Here is a 24432-nt window from a genome sequence, read left to right on the forward strand (position 1 = left end):
TGCGGCCGCCCGGCTAGGCTCGTTACGATTTACCCCCGATTTGAGGGAGAGGCGTCATCGTGCTCGTCACCGGCTTTCCGGCCGAGGCCTTCGGCACCAACTGTTATGTGGTCGCCGCCGGTCCGGGCGAGCAATGCCTGATCGTCGATCCCGGCATCGGGGTGCTCGACCAGCTGGAGGAGACCCTCGCCCAGCACCGGCTGCACCCGGCCGCGGTGCTGCTCACGCACGGGCACCTCGATCACACCTTCTCCGTCGCGCCGGTCTGCGGGGCGCGCGGCATCACGGCGTACGTGCACCCGGCCGACCTGGAGATGCTGGCCGACCCGGCGAAAGGGCTGAGCGCCGATCTGACTCAGATGTTCGGTGGCCGCCTGCAATACACGGCGCCGGACGACGTCGCCGAGCTGACCGACGGCGCGGTGCTGAGCATCGCCGGCTTGGAGATCACCGTCGATCACGCCCCTGGCCATACCGGCGGGTCGGTGCTGTTCCGGACTCCGGGAGAGGACGCCGAGGAGATCTGCTTCTCCGGGGACGTCCTCTTCGCGGGGTCGATCGGGCGCACCGACCTGCCGGGCGGCAACACGACGACGATGATGACCAGCCTGCGGGACAAGATCCTGCCGCTGGCCGACGAGACCGTCGTACTGCCCGGCCACGGACCGGCCACCACCATCGGCCGTGAGCGCGCGTCGAACCCGTACCTGCGGGAGCTGACCGCTGCGCCGCGCCGAGGTCTGTAGAAAAACGGAGAAACACACAGTGCCCATTTCCGGCTTCCCCGAATGGCTGCCGTCGCAGCGCATGATCGAGCAGTACACGCTCGACAAGATCCGTTCCACCTTCGAGCTCTACGGTTTCGCCCCGCTCGAGACGCGTGCCGTCGAGCCGATCGAGACCCTGCTGTCCAAGGGCGAGACGTCCAAGGAGGTCTACCTCCTGCGTCGCCTCCAGGGCGAGGACGACCCGAAGAAGGAGGACCAGCTCGGCCTCCACTTCGACCTGACCGTGCCGTTCGCCCGGTTCGTCACGGAGAACCACGGCAAGCTGCAGTTCCCGTTCCGCCGTTACCAGATCCAGAAGGTGTGGCGGGGCGAGCGGCCGCAGGAGGGCCGGTACCGCGAGTTCCTCCAGGCTGACATCGACGTGGTCAACCGGGACACGCTGCCGTTCCACTTCGACACCGAGATGCCCCTGGTGATCGGCGACGCGTTCCGCTCGCTGCCGATCCCGCAGGCGATCATCCAGGTCAACAACCGCAAGGTGTGCGAGGGCTTCTACCGCGGCCTCGGCCTGGAGGACACCGCCCAGGTCCTGCGCACGGTGGACAAGCTCGACAAGATCGGCCCGGAGAAGGTGGCAGCCGCTCTGATCGAGACGGCGGGTGCGACCGACGCACAGGCGCAGGCCTGCCTGAAATTAGCCGAAATTTCAACATCTGACGCCTCCTTCGTGGACCTGGTCAGAGCTCTCGGCGTCACCGACCCGCTGCTCGACGAGGGCCTCGACGAACTGCGACAGGTCGTCGAAGCCGCCAACGAGCACGCCCCCGGCCTGATCCGCGCCGAACTCAAGATCGCCCGCGGCCTCGACTACTACACCGGCACGGTCTACGAAACCCAGCTCCAGGGATACGAGCGCTTCGGCTCGATCTGCTCCGGCGGCCGTTACGAGACCCTTGCCTCGGTCGGCAACACCCGCTTCCCCGGCGTCGGCATCTCGATCGGCGTCTCCCGGATGCTCGGCATCCTCTTCGGCCAGAACGCGCTGACCGTCTCCCGCTCGGTCCCGACCGCCGTCGTGATCGCCCTCCCCAGCGAGGACGAACGCACCAACTGCGAACGCATCGCCACCAGCCTGCGCAAACGCGGCATCCCCACCGAAGTCGCACCCACCGCCGCCAAATTCGGCAAGCAGATCCAATTCGCCGACCGCCGCGGCATCCCCTTCGTCTGGTTCCCCACCGCCGAAGGCCACCAGGTCAAGGACATCCGCTCCGGCGAGCAGACCGAAGCCGACCCCGCCACCTGGACCCCACCCACCGAAGACCTCAAACCCCAGATCAAAGGCCTTTAAAAGTACGCACAACGCCAGGCACCCCGGTTCCGAGGCGCCTGACGCCCGTCCCCCCGGCGCCCGCCGGCGCCACCCCCGCCGCCCCCTCACCGCCGAGCCGTAGCCCACATAGGTCATCCACCCCGATGACCTGCCTGAGCGACGGCTCGCCCCGGGGCCGGCCTACCCCGGGGCCGGCTTGCTCCGGGGCCGGCTTGCTCGGCGGCTGGCTCGCCGGGCGGCCGGCTTGCTCCGCGGCGGCTTGCCCTGCGGCCGGTCCGGTTCCTCGGGCTGAGGCTTGCGTCAGCACGTCGCGTGCGCCTCGCCGGTGCGTGTCGAGTTCGGGCGTGTATCGAGGCGTGTATCGAGCCTGAAGTCGACACGGCCGGGCGGCTCGCGATGTGCAACGAGCCCGGCAAACGCCTTCAGATGCCGATCGTGGTCCCCGAACCACACTCCGATGGGAACCACGGCCCAAGATCGCGCCGGCCAGGGCGGGTGTGTCGACTTCGGGTTCGCTACGCCCCCAAACTCGACACGCACCCCGCGAACAGCCCGCCCCGTGTCGATTCCGGGTTCGCTACGCGCCTTAACTCGACACGCACCTCGTGGATCGCCTGCTCTGTGTCGAGTTCGGGTTCGCTACGCGCCTTAACTCGACACGCACCCCGGGGATCGCCTGCCTTGTGTCGATTTGGGGTGCGATTCGCGCCTTAACTCGACACACACCGGGCGGGTGCTCGCGGTGTGATGGCGTCGGCCCCCGCCGAGTGGACCGGGCCCGGCCGCTGGGGTGGGACAGTCGCTGGAACGACGCGGCTGCTGGGCGCGAGCCGTAGCTCAGATAGGTCATCAGCTCCGATGACCTATCTGAGCTACGGCTCGCCCCGGCAACGAGGCTCGCCCCGGCAACGAGGCTCGCCCCGGCAACGAGGCTCGCTCCGGCAACGAGGCCCCCGGCGACGAGGCGCGGTGGGGACGAGGCCTGCGGCGGCAGCGTGTGCCCGGCTGCCGTTCGACGGCACGCGTTCTCCGGTGGGCGGCTACCTCAGTTGGGCAGCCGGGTCACTGCTGTCTTGTGGGAGCTGGGGCGGCGGGGGCCGCGGCCGGTTGGGAAGGGCTAGGGCTCGGTTCGGGTGGTGGCGGCCAGGAGGTGGGTGACTGTGGGTGGGGAGTCGGCCAGTGCGACGGCCTGCTGTTCGGACTGCTCGTCGGTTTCGGTGAGGCGGCCCTCGTGCTGGCGCAGGTGCTCGTCCCAGGTGGGCACCAGGTAGACCTCGACGAACGTGTCCGGGGCCTCGCCGTCGCGGAACAATCCCCACTGCGTCGCCCCGGTGCGCAGCCGTGAGCCGCGCACGCGTTGCATGGCGGCGGTGAAGGCGGTGACGTTCTCCGGCCGGACGCGGTACGACGCCGAGATCAGGATCGGGCCGTCCTCCAGGCCGGGCTGGTACATCAGGTGGGGCTCCGGCCAGTAGACCGCCGGGGTGTTGTCGTCGTTCTCGTGGGTGTGTACCGGCCATACGCGTACCAAAAGGAGGCCCGCAAGCATCAGTGCCGCGGCCGTGGCAAAGGCGTGGTCGAGGCCGAAGGCCGAGGCGAACTGGCCCCAGAGCAGCGCGCCCGCGGCCTGACCGCCGGCGAAGACCAGCTGGTAGATCGCGAGCGCGCGGGCGCGGACCCAGTTGGGGAGGAAGAGCTGCATGGCGGCATTCATCCGGGAGACCAGCATCATCCAGGCCAGGCCGGCCAGGACCAGCGCGGGGATCACCGCGATCACGTGCGGGACCAGCGCGACGACGAGCAGCGCGAGGCCGTAGACGAGGCCGGTGGAGACGATCATCAGGTTGGTGCTGAGCAGCCGGCGTGCACGGGGCATGAGCAGGGCGCCGGCGATCGCGCCGATGCCGAGCGCGGCCAGCAGGATGCCGTAACCCTGAGCGCCCATGCCGAGCTCCTGGCGGGCCACCACCGGCAGCAGCGCCCAGATCACGCTGCCCGGCAGGACGAACAGCAGCACCCGGCCGAGGATCCGGCGCACCACCGGTGACCAGCGCACATAGCGTTCGCCGGCGCGCAGCGCGGAACCGAACCGCTCGGCGTGCCCGGTCGGCGGCCGCGACGGGCGGCGCCACCGCAGCAGGACCAGCGCGAAGATCGCGAAGGAGAGCGCATTCAGTCCGAACACGACGGCCGAGCCGAACTGCGCCACCAGCAGACCGCCGACAGCGGGACCGGCCGAGCGCGCCAGGTTCGTGTTGACCGCGCCGAGCGCGGACGCGGACGGCAGCTGATCGTGCGGCACCACCTCGGGGATCACCGCCTGCCAGGACGGCAGCGTGAGTGCCTGACCGACACCGAGAAGAAAGGTGAAGACCAGCAACAGCGGAGGATCGAGGTGGTCCAGCGCCGCGAGCGCGGTCAAGGTCGCTGCCACGACAAAGAGCCCCAGCTGTACGCCGAGCAGCAACCGCCGCCGGTCCAGTGCGTCGGCGATCGTCCCGGATGGCAACGCGAACAACAGCACCGGCAGGGTGGTGACGGCCTGCACGAGACTGGTCCAGGTCGCGGCGTCCGGTTCGTGGACGACCAGCCACTGCGCGCCGACGGTCTGCATCCAGGTGCCGGCGTTGCTCGCGAGGACGGCCAGCCAGAGCATCCGGAACACCGGGTTCCGCAGTGGCGTCCACGGGGTGTCGGTAACGGTCACGAGTGGCAAGGTACCCAGCCGGGCCCTGTCAGGTGCGTCGATGTGCTCCAGGTCCCGGCTGGGGCAGGACGGCACGGTTGTCGCCGACGTCGTGCCCGTCCGCGCAGTGCAGCCCGACCTGCATCTCGGCGCCGCAGTCGCGGTGGGCGTACCGGATCGGGGGGCCTTCCGGGTCGGCCAGGTACCGGTTGCCCCACTCGGTCACGGCGATCAGCATCGGATAAAGGTCGAGTCCCTTCTCGGTCAGCCGATATTCGTGGCGGACCCGCGCGCCGGGCTCCTGATAGGGCTCGCGCCGCAGCACACCGTGCTCGACCAGCATGGCGAGCCGGTTTGTCAGCACCTGGCGGGGGATGCCGGTGCGGACACGCATGTCGTCGAAGCGCCGGATGCCGTTGAAGACGTCACGCAGCACCACGACGGTCCAGCGCTCGCCGAGGATCTCCATGGCCCGGGCGAGCGTGCAGTTGTCGACGGACCACTCGAGCGCGGGGGGTGTGACATGTCCGACCATGCCGTCGAGGCTAAGTCTCGTTGACAGACGCAGCAAGCCGATGCCAGCCTGAATCCATGACGCAGACTCAGGACCCCGCCACCACCCGGACCCGTACGTTCGCGTGGGCCGACCCCGCCGAGCACGCGAGTCAGCTGGGCCGGCGCAGCGGCATGGAGATCCTCCAGGCGATGGCGTCCGGCGAGCTCCCGCCGCCGCCCATCATGAGCCTGATCGGCGCGGCCGGGCTGCACGCCTCGGAGGGCAGCGTCGCGATCGAGCTGGACCCGCAGGAGTTCCACTACAACCCGCTCGGCACCGTGCACGGCGGCATCATCTCGACGCTGCTCGACACGGCCGCCGCCTGCTCGGTGCACAGCACCCTGCCGGCCGGGGTGGGTTACACCAGCATGGATCTGAACGTGAAGTTCCTCCGCGCGGTGACCGTGGACTCGGGGCGGCTGGTCTGCACGGGTGTGGTGCTCCAGCGGGGGCGGCGTACCGCGCTGGCCGAGGCGCGCCTGGTCGACGGGGCAGGCCGCCTGGTGGCCCACGCCACGTCCAGCTGCCTGCTCTTCGAGCTCCCCGGCGCCTGACGGCTGCGCATCCGGCCCCGCCCGACAAATCTGATAAGCCGGATGTTTCGGTTTTGTTCCGATTAGCCTCGGTGGCGGGCGCTCCCGTACGGCCGGACGACAGCGGGCCCGCCCGGCCATCGTCACACCCCACGGGCCCGCCGGCACGCCCGCCGCAGAACGGGAACGAGCCGCATGAAGATCGATTTTCTGCGCCGCCTGCGCGGCCCCAACGTGTACGTGTCCCGCCCGGCGGTGGTGGCCCGGCTGCGCCTGGAAGAGCTGGCCGGCCTGGAGACCACCGACGTCACCGGGTTCACCGAGCGGCTGCTGCGGTCACTTCCCGATCTGGCCGAACACCACTGCGCGGCCGGTGCGCCCGGCGGTTTCGTGAGCCGGCTGCGCAACGGGACGTACTTCGGCCACGTCACCGAGCACGTCTGCCTCGAACTCTCCCAGCTGATCGGCCGGGACGTGAGCTTCGGCCGGACCGTGTCGACCGGCGAGCCCGGCGTCTACGACGTGATCGTCGAGTGCCCGGTGGACGAGTCGCCCGCGTCGCGCGTACCCGGGGAATTGCTCGAAGCGGCGATCGACCTGGTGCTCGCGGTGCACGGGGGTCAGGCCGTGCCCGGTGGTGCTTCGCGCGTACGCCCGGGCCTGGGTCGTGGGACGCCCAGCGGAGCGGACGGCACCCTGGAGCGACGTCTCGCTGAGCTCGCCGCCCTTGCCGAGCGTGAGGCGGCCGGTCCGAGCACGCGGGCGATCATCACGGCGGCGCGTCGCCGGGGCATCCCGGTGGAACGTTTCGACGACCTCAGCCTGATCCGGCTCGGCTGGGGCAACCGGCGGCGGCTCGCGTGGGCCGCGATGACCGACGCGACCAGCGGTATCGGCATCGACATCGCCGGTGACAAGCACGTGACCCGGCGGCTGCTGATCGAGGCGGGCATCCCGGTGGCGCCGGGCGGCGAGGCGCGGACCCAGGCTGAAGCGGTGGCGCTCTTCGCCGAGCTGGGCGCGCCAGTAGTGCTGAAGCCGCGGCGGGGCAGGCAGGGGGAGCGGGTCGCCCTCAATCTGAACGCCGCGGACGAGGTCGAGCGGGCGTTCGCCGAGACCAACGACCGCGACGTGGTGGTGGAACGGCAGCTCAGTGGTCGTGACTACCGGGTGCTGGTGATCGGCGGCGAGGTGGTCGCGGCGGCCGAGCGGGTCGCGGCGCACGTGGTCGGCGACGGTCGTGCCACGGTGACCGAGCTGGTCACCGAGGCCAACACGGATCCGCGCCGAGGGGTGGGGCACTCCCGCGAGCTGACCCGGATCGAGCTGGACGAGACCACCGAACGGCTGCTCTGGCGGCAGGGTCACACCCCGGGCAGCGTGCCGGCCGGCGGCGTGACCGTCTGGCTGCGGGACACCGCGAACCTCTCCACCGGCGGCACGAGCTGCGACGTCACCGATCAGGTGCACCCGGACGTGACCCGGCTCTGCCAGCGGGTGGCCGGCCTGATCGGGCTGGACATCGCCGGGATCGATCTGAGGCTGCCGGACATCGGCGCCCCGCTGCCGCCGGGCGGTGAGCCGGACGAGGTGACCGCCGGCGTGATCGAGGTGAACGCCGCGCCCGGCCTGCGGATGCACCTCTCCCCGGAGCGCGGCCGGGCCCGCGACGTGGGCGACGTGATCGTGCGGTCGATGTTCCCCAGCGGGTCGGACGGGCGGATCCCGACCGTCTCGATCACCGGCACGAACGGCAAGACCTCGGTCGCCAAGCTCACCGCGCACCTGCTCAGCGGCGGCGGGATGCGGATCGGTACGGCCGCGACCGACGGCGTGGCGATCGACGGGCGCACCGTCCTGGTGGCCGACGCGACCGGGCCGCGATCGGCGCAGATGGTGCTCGGCGACCCGCAGGTGGAGGCCGCCGTGCTGGAGACCGCGCGGGGCGGGCTGATGCGGCGCGGGCTCGGGTACGACTGGAGCGACGTCGGCGTGATCACCAACATCACCGCCGACCATCTCGGGCAGGACGGCCTCGACTCGATCGAGGACCTCGCGCACGTGAAGGCGGTGGTCGCGGAACGCGTCCGCGACGGCGGCACCCTGGTCCTCAACGCCGACGACCCGTGGGTACGCAGCCTCGCCACCCGCCCCCGGGTACGCGCGGACCGCAAGCGCCTCGTCTGGTTCGGCCTCGACGCGGAGAACCCGGTCGTCACCGAGCACCTGGCCCGCGGGTCGACGGCGTACGTCCTGCACGACGGCTGGCTGGTGCAGGCGACCGGGGCCCGGCGTACCCCGCTGCTGCGGCTCGCCGACGTGCCCGGCGCCTTCGGCGGGGCCGCCCTGCACGTGGCCGCGAACACCCTCGCCGCGATCGCCGCGGCCCGGGCCCTCGGTGCCCGCCCGGAGACCCTGGCCGACCGGCTCGCCGAGTTCGACCCGAGCCTGGCGAACCCGGGCCGGGGCACCCTGCTGCGGGTCGGCGACGTGTCGGTCTTCGTCGATTACGCGCACAACCCGGCGGCCCTCGCGGCGACCCTGCGGACACTGCACCGGCTGTGGGGCGCCCGGCGCTGCGTGGCCGCCGTGACACTGCCCGGTGACCGGCGCGACGACCTGCTGGCCGCGTCGGCGCAGGTGCTGGCGGATGGGCTGACCCGGGTGGTGCTCTACGAGGACTCGGACCCGCGCGGGCGGGCACCCGGTGAGGTGGCCGGGCTGGTGGAGCGGGAGATGCGGGCCCGGCGGTCCGATCTGCGGGCGGTCCGGGCCGACGGGTGCCAGGACGCGATCACCAAGGCGCTGGGGCTGGCGGCTCCGGGAGAGGTGGTCCTGGTGATCTATGAGAAGTGGGCGCCGACCCGGGAGTTCCTGGCGGGTCTCGGCGCGGTGGCGGGGTTGCCGCTGATGAAGCCGGCACCGAGTTTCAAGCCGGGGGTGGCGAGGAGTTTCGCCCCGACCCCGACCACAATCCGGGCGTGACCAAGATGACAGATCTTGGACAGAGTCGATCTCTCTCCGTAGTGTCGGACTGACCGATCGTGAGTGGACACACCCGTTCGTTGAAAGCGCAAGTTCCGACGAAGCGGGCAATCCCCTAGCGTTGTCGTGGCGCTACGTGGCCACCCGGTGTCGGAGCGCCGATCTCACCCCCGCACGACGGGCATCAACGGGCGAACTGACCGTAACGAGTGCCTGCTAGATCGCACTTCGCCGAGTCGAACTGGTGACCGATAGGGACTAACATCCTCGCCGCTGATGGGGGATGCTCAGAGTCCGATGGTGGGCCTGACTCGCCCGGCATCAGATCGCATGGCGGTGCGGTCCGGTGTTGATCTCGAAGCGCGCATGTGGGGGCACATGAGCACGACGGACCTGCCCGGTTCGGGGCTGCTCGCTGGTCGATATCGACTGGTCGAGCGTCTCGGTGCCGGCGGGATGTCTGTGGTTTGGCGAGGGTTCGACGAAGTTCTGGGGCGACAGGTCGCGGTCAAGGTCCTGCCTCCCTCGACGAGCGCCGATCCCTCCTTCCGGCGCAGGCTGCGCGCGGAGGCTCAGGCCGCCGCCCGGCTCACGCATCCACACATCACCAATGTGTACGACTACGGCGAGGCGACCACCGTCGACGGCGAACCGGTGCCGTACGTCGTGATGGAGCTCGTCGACGGCGAGTCGCTGGCCGCCGTGCTGGCCCGGGTCCGGATGCTGCCGTGGCCCACCGCCGTGCGGCTCAGCGCCGAGGTCGCCGCCGCTCTGGCCTCCGCGCACGCCCGGGGCATCGTGCACCGCGACGTCACCCCGGCCAACGTCATGCTGACCCCGGCCGGCGCCAAGGTCGTCGACTTCGGCATCTCCGCGCTGATCGGGGAAAATGACGTCGACCCGGACGGCAGCCTGCTCGGCACCCCGGCATACCTGGCTCCCGAGCGCCTCGAGGGCGGCCAGGTCAGCCCGGCCACCGACGTCTACGCCGTCGGCCTGCTGATCTACCGGATGCTGATCGGCCAGCTGCCGTGGGACGTGGGCACCACCACGGCCCTGCTGCGCGCCCATCAGTACACCGAGCCCGAGCCCATGCCGCCCGTCGAAGGGCTTCCGCCCGCCGTCGAAGCGCTCATCGCCCGCTGCCTGGAGAAGCGTCCCGAGGACCGGCCGCCCACCGCCGAGGTGGCCCACGTGCTCGCCGGCATCTCGGCCGGTGCGCCGCTCGTGACCTCCGGGTTCGACGCGCACTGGGCGGATGGCGAGGACACCTTCATCCTGCCGTCCGGTTACCCGTACACGGGTTTCGGCCCGGCCGCCGCGGCCGCCGGCCCCACCGACCCGAACGTGGGCTCGGCCGGCACCACGCAGCCGCCCCTGCCGCTGCCCTATTCGCCGCCGCCACCACCGCCTCCGTTGCGGCCCAGCGCCGCTCAGGGGCCGGTGAGCGGCTCGCCTCCCGGCAGGCCCCCGTCCAGCCGCAAGCAGAGGTACATCCGCCGTGCCGTGGTGCTGACCGGCATGGTCGCGCTGCTGACCGGGCTGACGTACGGCTGGACCGGCCTCGGCGAGCAGCCGAAAGAGGCCGCCGGCGGCACCGCGGCCCCGCTGCCCAGCGTGGTGCCGGCCTCCGGCAACTGCGTGGTCAGCTACGCCGTCTGGTCCGACGACGACAAGCGGTTCAAGGCCCAGGTGACCCTGGCGAACCGCGCGTCGGCACCGGTCGACGAGTGGGACCTCTGGTTCCTCATGCCCGGCGACCAGGTCGTCTCCGGCAACGGCAAGACCGTGCTGACCCAGGACGGCAGCGGGGTCACGGTCTCGTCGGCCGCGCCGCTGGCCGGGCAGAAGACCACGACCGTGCAGATCAGCGGGCGTTACACCAAGAGCAACGCGGCCCCGATGGTCTTCAAGCTCAACGGGCAGAAGTGCGAGGCCTACGTCTCGGCCGAGCCCGGCGAGCCGTCCCGCCCGGTCGAGCATCTCTCCAACGGCGATGTCCGGCTCGGTGACCCGGCCACGCCGTCCGCCGGCATCTCGATCGACCCGGGTGGCAACGTCCACATCACCCCCACGGTCCCGGCGCCGTCGTCGTCGACCTCGGGCAACCCGGTGGTGGTGAACCCGCTTCCCAGCACCTCGACGTCGACGAAACCGGTCGTGGTGGTTCCCAGCGACGACACGCCGTCGTCGCCGGTCCCGCCGTCGCTTCCGGATTTCCCGAGCGACTCCGCGTCGCCGGCCGCGTCGTCACCGTCGCCGGCTACCTCGTCGGCCTCGCCGCCGCCGGAGCCCGGTACGGGCGTCGACGACGACTGTGACCCGGATGTGCCAGGGGAGTGCCCGGAACCCGTTACATCGGAGTGAACGGGCACGCGGAGGTACGGTGAAGGTGATACCGACTGGCGGGCATTAGCCCGTATTGCGGCACTTTCGCACGGCGTGGCTGCCGGCCGGCCTGCTACTCGCGAGGAAGATGGGCCAAGGCCCGCGCGGGTGGGATAGCGGAGTTGGTCGACATCGGGAGATCGGCATGATCAGCACAGTCAAGGATCTGGCCGCCGAGGCGCTTTTCGTCTCGTGCCTCCAGCCGTCGGAGCGTCCGAGCCGGGAGACCGTCGAGGACGCGATCACGACGATGATCCTGCGGTACGGCAGTGACGGCTGCGCGGCCGGCGTGGCCCTCGAATTCGGTGACCATCCGGACGTCGCGGTGCAGCGGATGACGTGGGCCCGCTCGGAGCTGACCGAAGTTCTGGTGCCGCGGGTTTCCGTACTGCACTGAACCGGCCTTCTGGGCCCGTTTCGTGCTTCAGTCCTGCCTCAAACCTTTCAGGCCTGAGGTTTTTCATGAAAAAACTCCATAAAAGCAACCGAGTTCGGCCTCCGCTGCACCTCGCGATGGTCAAAGTTCTTCTCGTCAGCCGGTGTTCACCTGCCGGTTCGTACGAGCGAGGAGGACTACGTGACCACCACGATCGAAGTCCCCGCCACCATCGGAATCACCCACGACGCGCCCTCCGCGCGCGACATCGAGGACTTGATCCGCGAGAACATGCCGATGGTTGGCCATCTGGTCCGGGAACTGCTCAATCGAGTACCCGGCCATGTCCACGCAGATGACCTCTCCTCCGCCGGGTTCGCGGCGCTCCTAGGGGCCGCCCGCTCCTTCGACGTGACGCGTGGCATCCCGTTCCATCGCTTCGCCGCTGTCCGGATACGCGGCGCGCTGCTGGACGAACTGCGCGGACAGGACTGGGCCAGCCGATCGGTGCGGGCCAGAGCTCGCCGGGCGGCCACCGCCCGGCAGGAGCTCACCGCAGCGCTGGGCCGCACACCCAGCGACGCCGAGGTCGCCGAGGTGCTCGGCATCGGCGTCTCCGAACTCGCCAGTGTCGAGGACGACGTGCAGAAGGCGTCGCTGCTCAGCCTCCAGGGGTTTCCGACCGGGGCGGCCGAGGAGATGGTGCCGGAGACGTCGGAGGGCCCGGAGGATCTGCTGCTGAAGCGGGAACGGCTCGGTTATCTGCACCAGGCCATCCAGGCGCTGCCCGAACGGCTGCGTCAGGTCGTGCAGGAATCCTTCTTGCAGGAACAGCCGCTGAGCGAGGTAGCGGCGAGGCTGGGCGTCACCGAATCACGAATATCGCAGCTGCGCACCGAGGCACTGCGTCTGCTCCGCGAGGGCCTCAACAGCTCCCTCGCCCCGGAACTCCTGGTCGTCGCGGCAGGAGGCCCGCGCACCCGCAAGGGCTGCCTGCAACGCCGCCGCACGGAGTACTTCGCCAAGGTCGCCCAACAGGGCAGCCTTCACACGAGGCTCGCCCTGACCGACGCCCATGGCGTCCCGATCGCCGTGGCGGCATAACCACATCGGTGGTGAGGGCGACCATGTCGGTCACCCTCACCACTGTGGTACGCGTCAAGCGGGCGTCTTTTGTACGCGCCTTTTGTACGCGTCTCTTGTACGCGTCAAGCGGGCGTCAGAGTCCGGAGCTGGGCTGTTGGGTGGCTGGCGCAGTAGGGATCGAGCACCGCGCTCACCTGGCGGATGTCCTGGCCCACCGCGCTGAGCAGCAGGCCGCCCGCTGCCAGTGGCATGGCGGCCGCGTCGGGGCCGGGCACGGCGGATGCCGGATCGGTGCCCGGGCCGGCTGCCACGACCGTGCCGACGGCTCGGCCGCCGCCCAGGACCGCGGCACCGGACCATCCGGGCGCGGCGGGACCGACCGAGAGCTCGTGGCGGTAGACGGTCGTCCCGGCGTATCGGACCGTCGTGTCGGCCCGCACGTCGCCGGACTGCTCGCCGTGCCGGCCGCAGACCAGGTCGTCGCGCCAGAGCAGGGCACCGCCCTCCTCGACGTCGACCCGGGTGACGGCCACGTGGTCGCACCCGGCCGCCGCGATCAGCGGCTCCGGGAGGTATCGCAGCGTCCCGCCGGCCGCGACGGTCGCGACGACGGTGAGCCGGGACGCGGGCAGGAACGACCGTCCGGGCAGGGCCAGTGACGCCGCCACGCTCCGGAACTCCAGCCACGCCCCCGGGCCGACCTCGATCTCCAGACGGAGTTCGTCGCCCCGCAACGGGCCGGCGGCGCCACCGACCAGATGAACGGTGACGCCACCACCGGTCCGCGGCCCGGTACGCCGCAACAGCAGCGGCGACTCACCCCGCAGCACCGGAAGCCGGGTGCCGCCGAGCCCGTCGGACTCGGCGACGACCCGTGCATCGGCCCGCATCAGCCCAGCCTCGTTCGCGGAGCGGGACGGTCAGACCGCGGCATGGGCGGTGCGGGCGGTGACCAGGGAGCGGATCCAGTCCGCCACCGGGGTGGCCTGCTTGTCCTCGGCGAGGGAGAGGAAGACGGTCGGTAGCTCGCCACGGCGTGCGCCCGCGTCCCGTTCCATCACCGACAGGTCGGCGCCGACCATCGGGGCCAGGTCCGTCTTGTTGATGACCAGCAGGTCGGAGGTGGTGACGCCGGGACCGCCCTTGCGGGGCACCTTGTCGCCGCCGGACACGTCGACCACGAAGATCTGCTGGTCGATCAGGCCCTTGCTGAACGTCGCGGTCAGGTTGTCGCCGCCGCTCTCGACCAGCACCAGGTCGAGCGGCCCGAGCTTCTCCTCGAGGTCCTCGACCGCGTCCAGGTTCGCCGAGATGTCGTCGCGGATCGCCGTGTGCGGGCAGCACCCGGTCTCGACGGCGCGGATGCGCTCGGCCGGTAGTACGCCGTTGCGCAGCAGGAAGTCGGCGTCCTCGGTGGTGTAGATGTCGTTCGTCACCACGGCGAGCCGCAGCTCGGAGCCGAGCGCCCGGCACAGGGCGGCGACGAGCGCCGTCTTGCCGGAGCCGACCGGTCCACCGATGCCGATGCGGAGCGCACGCGCTCCGGCGGCAAGCGGCTCGTGCGGGTCGACGCCCGCCTCAGGGTGGGTGTGCGGAACCTCATCGGGGCCGTGTTCGTGCAGTTCAGGATGCAAAGAGACGCACCTCCCAGGTGGCGTGGTGCTCGGCGCCGATGTCGAGCAGTGGAGCGCCCGCGGACGGCAGATCGTCGACCGGGTCGCGGTACCGTCCCGCGGCCAGCGCCGCGATCCGGTCACATTCAGGAGCAAGGCGAGCCAATAGCGCGTGTACCGCGTACGGGTCAAGCCCGAGGAGCCGGACCGCCGCGCTGGCCGGACCGGTGATGGTGCCGTGCGCGGCGGCGACGGCGGACTCACCGGGCGTCAGCCCGGCGGCCGCGGCCAGCACACCCAGCGCGATCGGCTGATGGGGTTCCCGGCCGGCCGCGCCGGTCAGCGGCCACATGGCCCGCCCGGCGCGGAGCAGGGCACGTCCTTGTGCCCGGGAAGCCTTCCGGAGCGCGGGCGACGGCGTCCGCGCGTCGAGCCCGGCGTCGAGCTCGGCGCACCGGCGCACATCACCGCAGGTGGCGGCCGTGAACGCGGCCGAGACGAGCCCTCCGGTGGCGAGTCTGCCCCGGAGGAACCCGTCGAGCCCGGCGACGTCTTTCACCCGGCCGGCGGCGATCTGCGCCTCCAGCCCACCGGAGTGCGCGTGCCCACCGGAGGGAAGCCGCCCGTCCGCGAGCAGCAGCAAGGTCGCCAGACTCAAGCCGCCACCCCCTCGCGGTCAACAGGCACCAGCAGAGCGGGCATGTGAGGAGCCGGCATCAGAAGAGGAAGTACCGCTGGGCCATGGGCAGCTCGCTGACCGGTGCGGGTTCGACGACCTGGCCGTCGATGCGTACCTCGAACGTGTCCGCCTGGACCTCGATCCGGGGCATCGCGTCGTTGCGGATCATGTCGGCCTTGCCGACCGAGCGCGTGTCGGCGACCGGGACGAGCGCCCGTTTCACCCCGATCCGGTCGGAGAGCAGCGCGTCGATGGCGGCCGGGGCGACGAACGCCACGGACGTCTGCGCCGGAACCACCCCGTAGGAGCCGAACATCGGCCGGGGCAGCATCGGCTGAGGCGTCGGGATGGACGCGTTCGCGTCACCCATCTGCGCGGACGCGATCATTCCGCCCTTGATCACCAGCGCCGGGCGTACGCCGAAGAACGCCGGATCCCAGAGCACCAGGTCGGCGAGCTTGCCGGGTTCGATCGAGCCGACCTGCTCGGACATGCCGTGCGCGATGGCCGGGCAGATCGTGTACTTCGCGACGTACCGCTTGGCCCGCTCGTTGTCCGCGGCCCCGTCGCCGGGCAGGGACCCGACGCGCGCCTTCATGACGTGCGCGGTCTGCCAGGTACGCGTGACGACCTCACCGACCCGGCCCATCGCCTGCGAGTCCGAGCCGATCATCGAGATCGCGCCCAGGTCGTGCAGGAAGTCCTCGGCGGCCATCGTGGACGGCCGGATCCGGCTCTCGGCGAACGCCAGGTCCTCCGGCACCGCCGAGTTCAGGTGGTGGCAGACCATCAGCATGTCGAGGTGCTCGCTGAGGGTGTTCCGGGTGTACGGCCGGGTCGGGTTCGTCGACGACGGCAGGATGTTCGGCTGCGAGGCCACGGTGATGATGTCCGGCGCGTGCCCGCCGCCGGCGCCCTCGGTGTGATAGGCGTGGATGGATCGCCCGGCGATGGCCCGCAGCGTCTCCTCGACGAAGCCGGCCTCGTTCAGCGTGTCGGTGTGGATCGCCACCTGCACACCGGAGGCGTCCGCCACGCTCAGGCACGCGTCGATCGCGGCCGGCGTGGTGCCCCAGTCCTCGTGCAGTTTGAAGCCGCCGGCGCCACCGCGCAGCTGCTCCCACATCGACTCGGTCGACATCGTGTTGCCCTTGCCGAGCAGCAGCACGTTGATCGGGAAGGTGTCGAGCGCCTCCAGCATCCGGGCCAGGTGCCACGCGTTCGGCGTGACAGTGGTGGCCTTGGTGCCCTCGGCCGGCCCGGTGCCACCACCGATGATCGTGGTGATGCCGGACGCGAGCGCCGTGTCCAGGATCGTCGGGCTGATCAGGTGCACGTGGCTGTCGATCGCGCCGGCCGTGAGGATCTTGCCGTTACCCGCGATGATCTCGGTGCTGGCGCCGATCACCAGGTCGGGGTGCACACCGTCCATGGTGTCCGGGTTGCCGGCCTTGCCGATCGCCACGATCCGCCCGTCACGGATGCCGACGTCCGCCTTGATGATCCCCCAGTGGTCGAGAACGACCACACCGGTGATCACGGTGTCCGGGGTGCCCTCGGCGCGGGTGGCGCGGGACTGACCCATCGACTCGCGGATGACCTTGCCGCCGCCGAAGACGACCTCGTCGCCGGGCGCGGGCCCGGCGCTGCGGTCCTCTTCGATCTCGATCAGCAGGTTCGTGTCGGCGAGCCGGATCCGGTCACCGGCGGTGGGTCCGTAGAGAGCGGTGTACCGGCCGCGGTCCAGTGAGGTCATGCCGGTTCTCCAGTCCACGCCAGGCTGTTCGTGCTCGTCCGGTGGGCGAGGCTGTTCGTGCTCGTCCGGTGGATGAGGCTGTTCTCGTTCGTCCGGTTGGTGCCCTGGCTCAACGGGGGCTCCCGTTGTCGCCGTTGGGCTGGCTCTCGCCGGTGTCCTCGTCGAGGGACCCGGCCGGCTCGATGTCCGACGGGTCGGCCGCGGGCGCCGGTGCGTCGGCGTCGAGCGGGCCGCCGGCCAGGCCACGCAGGCCCGGCACGATGCGCCGCCCGGCGAGCGCGACCAGCGTCACGTCACGGGGGATGCCGGGCTCGAAGCGGACCGAAGTGCCGGCCGGCACACCGAGGCGGTAACCCCAGGCGGCCTTGCGGTCGAACTCCAGAGCCGCGTTGGACTCGGAGAAGTGGTAGTGCGAGCCGACCTGGACAGGCCGGTCACCGGTGTTGCGAACGGTGAGCTCCAGCGTCTGACGACCCGGGTTGATCTCGATGTCGCCGTCGCCGTGCAGGATTTCGCCGGGAATCGTCATGAGATCGGCCCGTGCACCGTGACGAGTTTCGTCCCGTCCGGGAAAGTGGCCTCGACCTGCACTTCGGCAAGCATCTCGGGCACACCGTCCATGACGTCTTCCCGGGTCAGCACCCGCCGGCCGGCATCCATCAACTCCGCGACGGTGCGGCCGTCACGGGCGCCTTCCAGCAGGAAGGCGGTGATGATCGCGGTAGCCTCCGGGTAGTTGAGCCGCAGACCGCGCTCGCGGCGCCGCCGGGCGACATCTGCCGCCACATGAATGAGCAGTCTTTCCTGCTCGTGCTGGCTGAGGAACAAAGGGACCTCCTGATCGCGCCCCGGAATGCTCGCAGCTGGAAGTTTCGGACGTGTTACCCGTCCATCTGCCACCCGCCGTCCGATTCTGATGATCGTCGTCTGGCTGCCCAAAATCCCGCGACTGCCCGGTTTCCCCGGCAAATTCTCGGCAAACACGCCCGCCCGTGGCTCGGTCCCGGCCGTCGGCCCGCCCGCCCGTGGCTCGGTCCCGGCCGTCGGCTCGTCGGCCCGTGGCTCAGACCCGGCCCGCCGGCTTGTCGGCCCGTGGATCAGACTCGGGCTGCCACGCCGTCGATCAGGAGGTCGACCGCCAGGGAGAAGCCGGTGTCGTCGGCCTCGCCCTCGCCGATCAGCCGCCGCATCGTGCCGTTGACCTCGGTGTGCAGCAGGCCGCCCACCAGCACCGCGAGGACCGCGCCGGTGCGTTCCACCTCGGGCTCGGGGAGGCCGGCGCCGCGGAGCACCGCGCAGAGCGTGCGCCACATCGGCCCGTCCCGCTGGATCACGTCGTCGACCGAGAACGCGTGCCGGATCAGGTTGCTGTGCGCCAGGCTGAGGGTGCGGAACTCGTAGGCCAGCTGCCGCAACTGCTCCTGCCAGGTGCCGCCGGACACCTCGATGTGCCGCGCGCCGTCGGTGACCAGCCGGGTCACGCCGTCGAGCAGCGCCGCCTTGTTGGCCACGTGGTGGTAGATCGACATCGGGTTGACGCCCAGGTCGGCGGCGAGCTTGCGCATGCTGAGCGACTGCACGCCGTCGGCATCGATGATCCTCAGCGCAGATCTCAGGATCATGTCCTTTGTTAAACGTTGATCACCTGACTTTCCGGTTTCTCCCATACGCCGTATGGTACCCGCCATACACCGTATGGCTGAGGAGGATCTCCCTTGACCGCCGCCATTCCCGCCCCGCGCGGCCTGCCGATCGTCGGCAATGGACTGCAGGTCCCGGTGGAAGGCACCCACCAGTTCTTCGCGGACCTGGCAGCACAGCACCCCGGAGGTCTGTTCAAACTGAACCTGGCGGGGCGGCACGTGGTCTTCGTTTACGACCCCGACCTGGTCGCCGAGGTGTGCGACGAGTCGCGCTTCTACAAGCCGGTCGACGGACCGCTCGGCGACGTCCGTGATTTCGCCGGCGACGGTCTCTTCACCGCCCGGGAGGACGAAGAGGTCTGGGGTCAGGCCCACCGGATCCTGCTCCCGGCGTTCAGCCAGCGGTCGATGAAGGCGTATTTCCCGCAGATGCTGGAGGTCGCCCAGGACCTGATCGGGGCGTGGGAGAGCCGGACTGTCGTCGACGTGACCGACGACATGACCCGGCTGACCCTGGACACCATCGCGCTCGCCGGTTTCGGCCAGTCGTTCAAGTCGTACGAGCAGGTGGAACTGCACCCGTTCCTCCAGGCGATGGGCAACGCGCTGACCGAGGTGATGCACCGCGCCCGTCAGCTGCCGCTGGTCACCCGGCTCAAGCGCGAGGCCGACGGCAAGTACCGCTCGGACATCGCGGTCATGCAGGAGACGGTCGACGAGGTGATCCGCGCGCGGCGCGCCAGCGGGGAGAAGTCGAACGACCTCCTCGGGCTGATGCTGGACGCGGCCGACCCGGTCTCCGGCGGGCAGCTCTCCGACGAGAACATCCGCAACCAGGTCCTCACGTTCCTCATCGCGGGGCACGAGACGACCAGCGGTACCCTCTCGTTCGCCCTGCACCTGCTGCTGCGTAACCCGCACGTGCTGGCACAGGCATATGCCGAGGTGGACCGGGTGCTGCCCGGGGACACCGTGCCGACGTACGAAGCTGTCATGAGGCTGGACGTGATCCCGCGGATCCTCGACGAGACGCTGCGGCTGCTCTCGCCGATCCCGTTCATCGGCCTGGCCTCGCGTGAGGCGACGCTGCTCGGCGGAAAGTACGAGATCCCGGCACACCAGAAGATCGGTGTGCTGATGAGGCCGTTGCACATCAACCCGGTGGCCTGGCCGGACCCGGAGGCCTTCGACATCGACCGGTGGCTGCCGGAGCGCAAGGCCGAGCACCACCCGCACGGTTACAAGCCGTTCGGCAACGGCGAGCGGGCCTGCATCGGACGACAGTTCGCCCTGACCGAGGCCCGGCTCGCGCTCGCCATGGTCCTCCAGCGTTTCGCCGTCGCGGACCCGGACGGCCACCAGCTCACCATCAAGCAGACCCTGACCATCAAGCCCGACGATTTCCGCCTGCGGATCCGGGTGCGCCAGGACCACGAACGCATCGCCGTGGGTGGAGACCTCGCTGCCGCGGCGCCGGCCACCGAGGTGGCCCAGGTCCAGGCCGCCGGGGTACGCCTGCGCGTGGCGTACGGCTCGAACCTGGGAACCTCCGAGGACCTGGCGCAGCTGCTGGCCGACCGTGCCCGGCGCTCCGGTTTCGACGTGAGCGTGCAGAGCCTCGACGACCTGGCCGGCGACCTGCCCGCCGAAGGTCTGCTCGCCGTGGTCACCTCCAGTTACAACGGGAAGGCGCCGGACAACGCGCAGCTTTTCGAGGACCTGGAGATCGAGCCCGGCGCCCTGAACGGCATTTCGTATGCCGTCCTGGGCAACGGCAACACGCAGTGGGCCACCTATCAGGCGTTTCCCAAGCGGGTCGAGGCGAAGCTGGCGAACGCCGGCGCCACCCCGATCGTGGCGCGCGGCGAGACCGACGCGGCCGGCGATTTCGACGGGATGGCGACGACCTGGCTCGAAGGGCTGTGGACGGCGCTCGCCGCGTCCTTCGGCGCCTCGGCGGCGTCGGCGGCGGGCCCCCGCTATTCCCTGGAGGTGCTCGGCGAGGACCAGATCCGGCCGGCCGTGGTCTCCGGTCAGGCGTACCCACTCATGGTTTTCGCCAAGGACGAGCTGGTCGGCGACCCGGACGGGCTCTGGGATTTCAGCCGGGAAGCGCCGCGGCCCGGCGTCAAGGCGATCACCGTGCGGCTGCCCGAGGGCGTCTCTTACGACGCCGGCGACCACCTCGCCGTTTACGCCAAGAACGACCCTGAGCTGGTCGAATGGGCGCTGCACACGCTGCGGATCTCGCGCGACCTGGTGGTGCGGCTGAGTCAGGACGGCGAACGGCCCACCGGGCTGCCGATCGGCGTGCCGGTCACCGCGGGTCTGCTGCTCACCGATTTCGTCGAGCTGCAGGAACCGGCCACCCGCGGGCAGATCGCCACGCTCGCGGAGCACACCCAGTGCCCGTGGACGACCCGGCAGCTGGCGACCTGGACCGAGGACTCGGAGCAGGCGAGCTCCGCGTACGCCGATGAGGTCCTGGCGAAGCGGATCTCGCTGCTGAGCCTGCTCGAACGGTTTCCCGCGATCGAGCTGCCGTTCGGCGTCTTCCTGGAGCTGGTGGGCACGATCCGGCCGCGCTTCTATTCCATCTCGTCGTCGCCGAAGGTCGACCCGTCGCTGGTCACCATCACGGTCGGCCTGGTCGACGGGCCGGCTCGCACCGGCAACGGGCGTTATCGCGGGATGTGCTCGCAGTACCTCGCGCGGCTTGAGCCCGGCGACGTCTTTTACGGACATGTGCGAGTGCCGGCGCCGCCGTTCCGCCCGCCGGCGGACCCGGCCACCCCGATGATCCTGATCGGGCCGGGCACCGGTTTCGCCCCGCTGCGCGGTTTTCTCCAGGAGCGCGCGCTGATCGAGGGGCGAGGTGCGGCCAAGCTGTTTTACGGCTGCCGGCACCCGGAGCACGACTGGCTTTATCGCGCCGAGATGGAACAGTGGGCGGCGGACGGGGTGACCGAGCTGCACCTCGCGTTTTCCGCGGTGGCGGATCACCCGCACCGTTTCGTCCAGGAGGCGCTGGCCGAAGCGGGCGACGAGGTGTGGGAGCTGCTGGAGGCGGGTGCCCACATCTATCTCTGCGGTGATGGCGCCCGGATGGCGCCCGCCGTGCGTGGTGAGCTGCTCGCGCTGTATCGCCGGCACACCGGCTCGACCGCCGAACAGGCGGAGGTGTGGCTGCGCTCGCTCGAGTCGTCCGGCCGTTACCAGCAGGATGTCTTCGCCTGACGCTGACTCTGACCCTGGCATGACGACGACGCTAAACCCGGCCCCAGGGGACGACTCAAGCCTCCGGGGCCGGGTTCAGCCAACTCGTTTTCCGGGTCACCTACGCGGTGTCCTCGGTCTCCTGCTCGCTCTCCTCGCCGCTGTCGTCGCCCTCCTCGGACCCGCCGGTCGGCGCCGTGGTCGTCTCCGGTTCGGTGGTCGCGGTCGCCGGGGCCTCGGTGGCCGGAGCGGTGGTCTCGGTCGTCGTCTCCGGTTCGGTGGTGGCCGGCGCCGCAGGGGCGGTGGAACGCTGCGACGGCCGTGCGGCCGGGCGCGGTGAGGTCTCCTGCTTTTCATCGTTGTCGCTGGTAGCGGCGACTTTGCCATCGTTCCCGGTGTTGTTCTTGGTGCCCTTGCCGTTCTTGGTCGCGCTCGGCTCGCTGAGCGGCGCCTGGTTGCCGGGAGTGCTGGCCGGGGCGTCCTTCGGGGAGGAGCCGAACGGGTTGGCGACGGCGATCAGGATTCCGGCGCTGATCAGGGCGAGGAGCATGATCGAGAGGAGTACGAGGTTGCGGCGGTTGCCACCGGCCGGCGGAGTCTCGACGGGCGGCGGCGGTTCGTCCGGCATGACCCACGCCGTTGTTTTCGTCACGTTGGGTGCAGGTTCTTCGAGGGCTGCTGCGACCGCACCTACCGGCAGGACGCTTGTCTCTTCCGGGTCCGGGGCTGCGTCGGCATCGCTGAGCAGCAGGTTGCTTGCTGTGTCAGCCATGGCGGAGGCCGACGCGAAGCGGTTGTTCGGATCTTTGGCCATCGCGGTGGCGACGAGTTCCCGTACCGAATCGGGAACGTTGCCTGGCAGAGGGGCCGGCTCTTCGCTGACGTGCTGGAGCGCGACGGCGAGGGGGTTGTCGCCGAGGAACGGCGGCTTGCCGGCGAGGCAGTGATATGCCACCGCGCCCAGCGCATAGATGTCGGCGGGCGGTCCGGTGGTCTGCTTGGACACCTGCTCCGGTGCTATGTAGAGCGCGGTGCCGACCACCTCTTTCGCGCCGGTCAGCGTGAGCGAATTGGCGGAGCGCGCGACGCCGAAGTCCACCAGGACGACCGTGCCGTCCGGTTCGATGATCAGGTTGCCGGGTTTGACGTCGCGGTGGACGATCCCGGCCTCGTGTGCGGCGGCCAGCGCTCGCGCGGCCTGGGCCACGATGGACATGGTGTCGGCGGGGCTCAAAGGTCCGCGTTCGGCGATCTTCTTGTCCAGCGGCTGGCCGTCGACGCGCGCCATCACCAGATAGGCAGCGCCCTCGCCGGTGTCGCCGAAGTCGTAGACCGGCACGACGCTGGCGTGCCGCAGTGATGCCATGGCCCGGGCCTCGTGCTGGAATCTGCTCCGGAACCCAGCGTCGCCGGCGTACCCCGCGAGCAGCGTCTTCACCGCGACGGGCCGGCCGAGCACCATGTCCGAGGCCCGCCAGACCTCGCCCATGCCGCCGGCCGCTATCCGGTCGTCGAGGCGGTAACGGCCACCGAGCAACTCTCCAGGCTGAGGCATGGGTTAACCCCTACCCATTAATCGCCGTCGAAAAAACGGCGGGCCGGAGTGACCCGGCCCGCCGTTCTGGTTTTGCTCAGGTTTCTAGCCGAAGCCCTTCATCGCCGACCAGTTGACCGTGATGATGGCGTCCTTGAAGGTGCCGGTGTCAGTGGCGCTCGGCCAGTAGACCTTGACGATGCCGGTGTCGCCACGACGGGTCCAGATATCCGGGATCGTGTCGCCGTTGACGTCCGGGATGCCCACCACGACGGGGACGTTGGCGGTGGTCCAGCCGGTGCCGTACTGGGCGTCGCTGCCCTTGAGCGAGGCGGCGGCGGTCTTGAGCGAGTCCAGGGTGACGCTGCCCGCGACCGTGCCCGGCTTGCCCTGCCGGAGATACATGATGCCGGTGTCCGGCTTGCGGAACGTCATGTCCGGCGTGCCGTCGAGGTTGACGTCCGCGATGTTGACGATCTCGGCGGTGGACCAGGCGGTCCCCTCCATCAGCGTCGCGGTCTGGAAGCTGGCGCCGGTGTAACCGGACAGCAGCCAGAACGCGGAGCCTGCCCGGATCGCCAGGTCAGGCAGCTTGTCGCCGGTGATGTCACCGACCGCCTTGATCTGCGTCCAGGTGGAGGTGGCCGGGGCGTTCGACGGCAGCATGACCTTCAGGCGCTGGTCGACGTTGAAGCTGCCGTAGCCGTCACCGGGGTAGAGCCAGAAGCTGCCGTCGTAGTGCCGGACGAACAGGTCGGTGGTGCCGTCACCCGGGTAGGTGTCGGCGTACTTCGTGATGAGCGACGTCTTGCCGCTGACCGAGTCGAACCAGTGTCCGGTCGGGTCCAGCTTGTTCCCGGTGCTGTACGACGAGACCAGACACGGGTGGATGCCGCCGTTGGGCTGGCTGGGACAGGTCCGCAGCCGGCCGTCGCCGTTGATGACGAGCAGGTCCGGCATCTTGTCGCCGGTCAGGTCGTGCGGCTGGTCCGCGACGTCGCTCGGCATCACGTACGTGACGTAGCTGGTCTGCGGGCTGGGGTTGCCGACCGCGTCGAACGCCTTGACCCACAGTGCGTTCGGACCAGCGTTACGGGGCTTCAGGTCGGTCACCGTGAGCTTGCCGGCGGTGGCGTTCAGCGTCCGCGGCTCCTGGCCGGAGAACGAGAACGTGAACTTCGTCGCGCCGGTGGACTCGAAGGTGACCGGGCCGGTCTGGCCGAATTTCACGGTGGCCCAGGTGGCGCCGTCCGCTGTCGCTTCGAGGAAGACGTCGCTGGTCACGTCCGGCGCCGGTGGTGCGGAGGCGTCGATGGTGAT

Annotated in this window: 18 protein-coding genes and 1 pseudogene; 8 read left to right on the forward strand and 11 right to left on the reverse strand. The window is 70.3% G+C overall.

What is annotated here, in order from left to right:
• Window positions 1-59: 59 nt before the first annotated feature.
• Both B0I29_RS15180 and hisS read left to right on the forward strand, forming a co-directional pair.
• Window positions 60-746 (forward strand): MBL fold metallo-hydrolase, encoded by a 687-nt coding sequence (locus tag B0I29_RS15180; RefSeq protein WP_111649588.1) that lies wholly within the window; start codon window positions 60-62, stop codon window positions 744-746.
• 19 nt (window positions 747-765) lie between these two features.
• Window positions 766-2079 carry a histidine--tRNA ligase gene (gene hisS / locus B0I29_RS15185; protein ID WP_111649589.1) on the forward strand — a complete coding sequence of 438 codons (1314 nt, stop codon included), beginning with the start codon at window positions 766-768 and terminating at the stop codon, window positions 2077-2079.
• Between the two features lie 1099 nt (window positions 2080-3178).
• Here the strand turns inward: hisS and B0I29_RS15190 are convergent.
• Both B0I29_RS15190 and B0I29_RS15195 read right to left on the reverse strand, forming a co-directional pair.
• A complete protein-coding gene (locus tag B0I29_RS15190; RefSeq protein ID WP_111649590.1) occupies window positions 3179-4768 on the reverse strand; it encodes an MFS transporter in 1590 nt (529 codons plus the stop codon).
• 28 nt (window positions 4769-4796) lie between these two features.
• Window positions 4797-5282 (reverse strand): winged helix-turn-helix transcriptional regulator, encoded by a 486-nt coding sequence (locus B0I29_RS15195; RefSeq protein WP_111649591.1) that lies wholly within the window; start codon window positions 5280-5282, stop codon window positions 4797-4799.
• Between the two features lie 56 nt (window positions 5283-5338).
• Here B0I29_RS15195 and B0I29_RS15200 point away from each other — a divergent pair, with 56 nt between their 5' ends.
• From B0I29_RS15200 to B0I29_RS15220, 5 genes are all read left to right on the forward strand, one after another.
• Window positions 5339-5857, forward strand: coding sequence for a PaaI family thioesterase (locus B0I29_RS15200; protein WP_111649592.1), 519 nt, complete (start codon window positions 5339-5341; stop codon window positions 5855-5857).
• A gap of 174 nt (window positions 5858-6031) precedes the next feature.
• The gene (gene cphA, locus B0I29_RS15205; RefSeq protein WP_111649593.1) at window positions 6032-8821 is read left to right on the forward strand and encodes a cyanophycin synthetase; all 2790 of its coding nucleotides are present in this window, start codon (window positions 6032-6034) and stop codon (window positions 8819-8821) included.
• 378 nt (window positions 8822-9199) lie between these two features.
• Window positions 9200-11188 (forward strand): serine/threonine-protein kinase, encoded by a 1989-nt coding sequence (locus B0I29_RS15210; RefSeq protein WP_245972534.1) that lies wholly within the window; start codon window positions 9200-9202, stop codon window positions 11186-11188.
• Between the two features lie 166 nt (window positions 11189-11354).
• Window positions 11355-11606, forward strand: coding sequence for a hypothetical protein (locus B0I29_RS15215; protein WP_111649594.1), 252 nt, complete (start codon window positions 11355-11357; stop codon window positions 11604-11606).
• Between the two features lie 180 nt (window positions 11607-11786).
• Complete coding sequence (locus B0I29_RS15220; RefSeq protein ID WP_111649595.1) at window positions 11787-12689, forward strand: sigma-70 family RNA polymerase sigma factor; 903 nt, start codon at window positions 11787-11789, stop codon at window positions 12687-12689.
• A gap of 104 nt (window positions 12690-12793) precedes the next feature.
• Here B0I29_RS15220 and B0I29_RS15225 read toward each other — a convergent pair whose 3' ends face one another.
• The 7 genes from B0I29_RS15225 to B0I29_RS15255 form a co-directional block, all read right to left on the reverse strand.
• Window positions 12794-13561: an urease accessory protein UreD gene (locus B0I29_RS15225; protein ID WP_111649596.1), complete on the reverse strand. Its 768-nt coding sequence runs from the start codon at window positions 13559-13561 to the stop codon at window positions 12794-12796.
• 30 nt (window positions 13562-13591) lie between these two features.
• Window positions 13592-14305: an urease accessory protein UreG gene (gene ureG / locus B0I29_RS15230; protein ID WP_111649597.1), complete on the reverse strand. Its 714-nt coding sequence runs from the start codon at window positions 14303-14305 to the stop codon at window positions 13592-13594.
• Window positions 14295-14942, reverse strand: coding sequence for an urease accessory protein UreF (locus tag B0I29_RS15235; protein WP_111649598.1), 648 nt, complete (start codon window positions 14940-14942; stop codon window positions 14295-14297). The genes ureG and B0I29_RS15235 overlap by 11 nt, the downstream gene beginning before the upstream one ends.
• A 58-nt stretch (window positions 14943-15000) precedes the next feature.
• Window positions 15001-16719 carry an urease subunit alpha gene (locus B0I29_RS15240; RefSeq protein WP_111649599.1) on the reverse strand — a complete coding sequence of 573 codons (1719 nt, stop codon included), beginning with the start codon at window positions 16717-16719 and terminating at the stop codon, window positions 15001-15003.
• Between the two features lie 109 nt (window positions 16720-16828).
• Window positions 16829-17248 (reverse strand): urease subunit beta, encoded by a 420-nt coding sequence (locus B0I29_RS15245; RefSeq protein ID WP_111649600.1) that lies wholly within the window; start codon window positions 17246-17248, stop codon window positions 16829-16831.
• Window positions 17245-17547, reverse strand: coding sequence for an urease subunit gamma (locus tag B0I29_RS15250; RefSeq protein WP_111649601.1), 303 nt, complete (start codon window positions 17545-17547; stop codon window positions 17245-17247). The genes B0I29_RS15245 and B0I29_RS15250 overlap by 4 nt, the downstream gene beginning before the upstream one ends.
• Window positions 17548-17816: 269 nt before the next feature.
• On the reverse strand, window positions 17817-18341 hold the full coding sequence (locus tag B0I29_RS15255; protein WP_181557814.1) for a TetR/AcrR family transcriptional regulator: 525 nt from the start codon (window positions 18339-18341) through the stop codon (window positions 17817-17819).
• 93 nt (window positions 18342-18434) lie between these two features.
• On the opposite strand from B0I29_RS15255, the gene B0I29_RS47425 reads away from it, so the two are divergent.
• Window positions 18435-21599, forward strand: a complete 3165-nt coding sequence (locus B0I29_RS47425) for a bifunctional cytochrome P450/NADPH--P450 reductase (RefSeq protein ID WP_111649603.1) — start codon at window positions 18435-18437, stop codon at window positions 21597-21599.
• A 100-nt stretch (window positions 21600-21699) separates the two neighbouring features.
• Here the strand turns inward: B0I29_RS47425 and B0I29_RS15265 are convergent, their stop codons facing one another.
• Both B0I29_RS15265 and B0I29_RS45745 read right to left on the reverse strand, forming a co-directional pair.
• On the reverse strand, window positions 21700-23133 hold the full coding sequence (locus B0I29_RS15265; protein WP_111649604.1) for a serine/threonine-protein kinase: 1434 nt from the start codon (window positions 23131-23133) through the stop codon (window positions 21700-21702).
• A gap of 84 nt (window positions 23134-23217) precedes the next feature.
• Window positions 23218-24432, reverse strand: a pseudogene (locus tag B0I29_RS45745) (VCBS repeat-containing protein); the annotation flags it as partial.

Source organism: Actinoplanes lutulentus (genome assembly GCF_003259845.1).
GTDB lineage: Bacteria > Actinomycetota > Actinomycetes > Mycobacteriales > Micromonosporaceae > Actinoplanes > Actinoplanes lutulentus.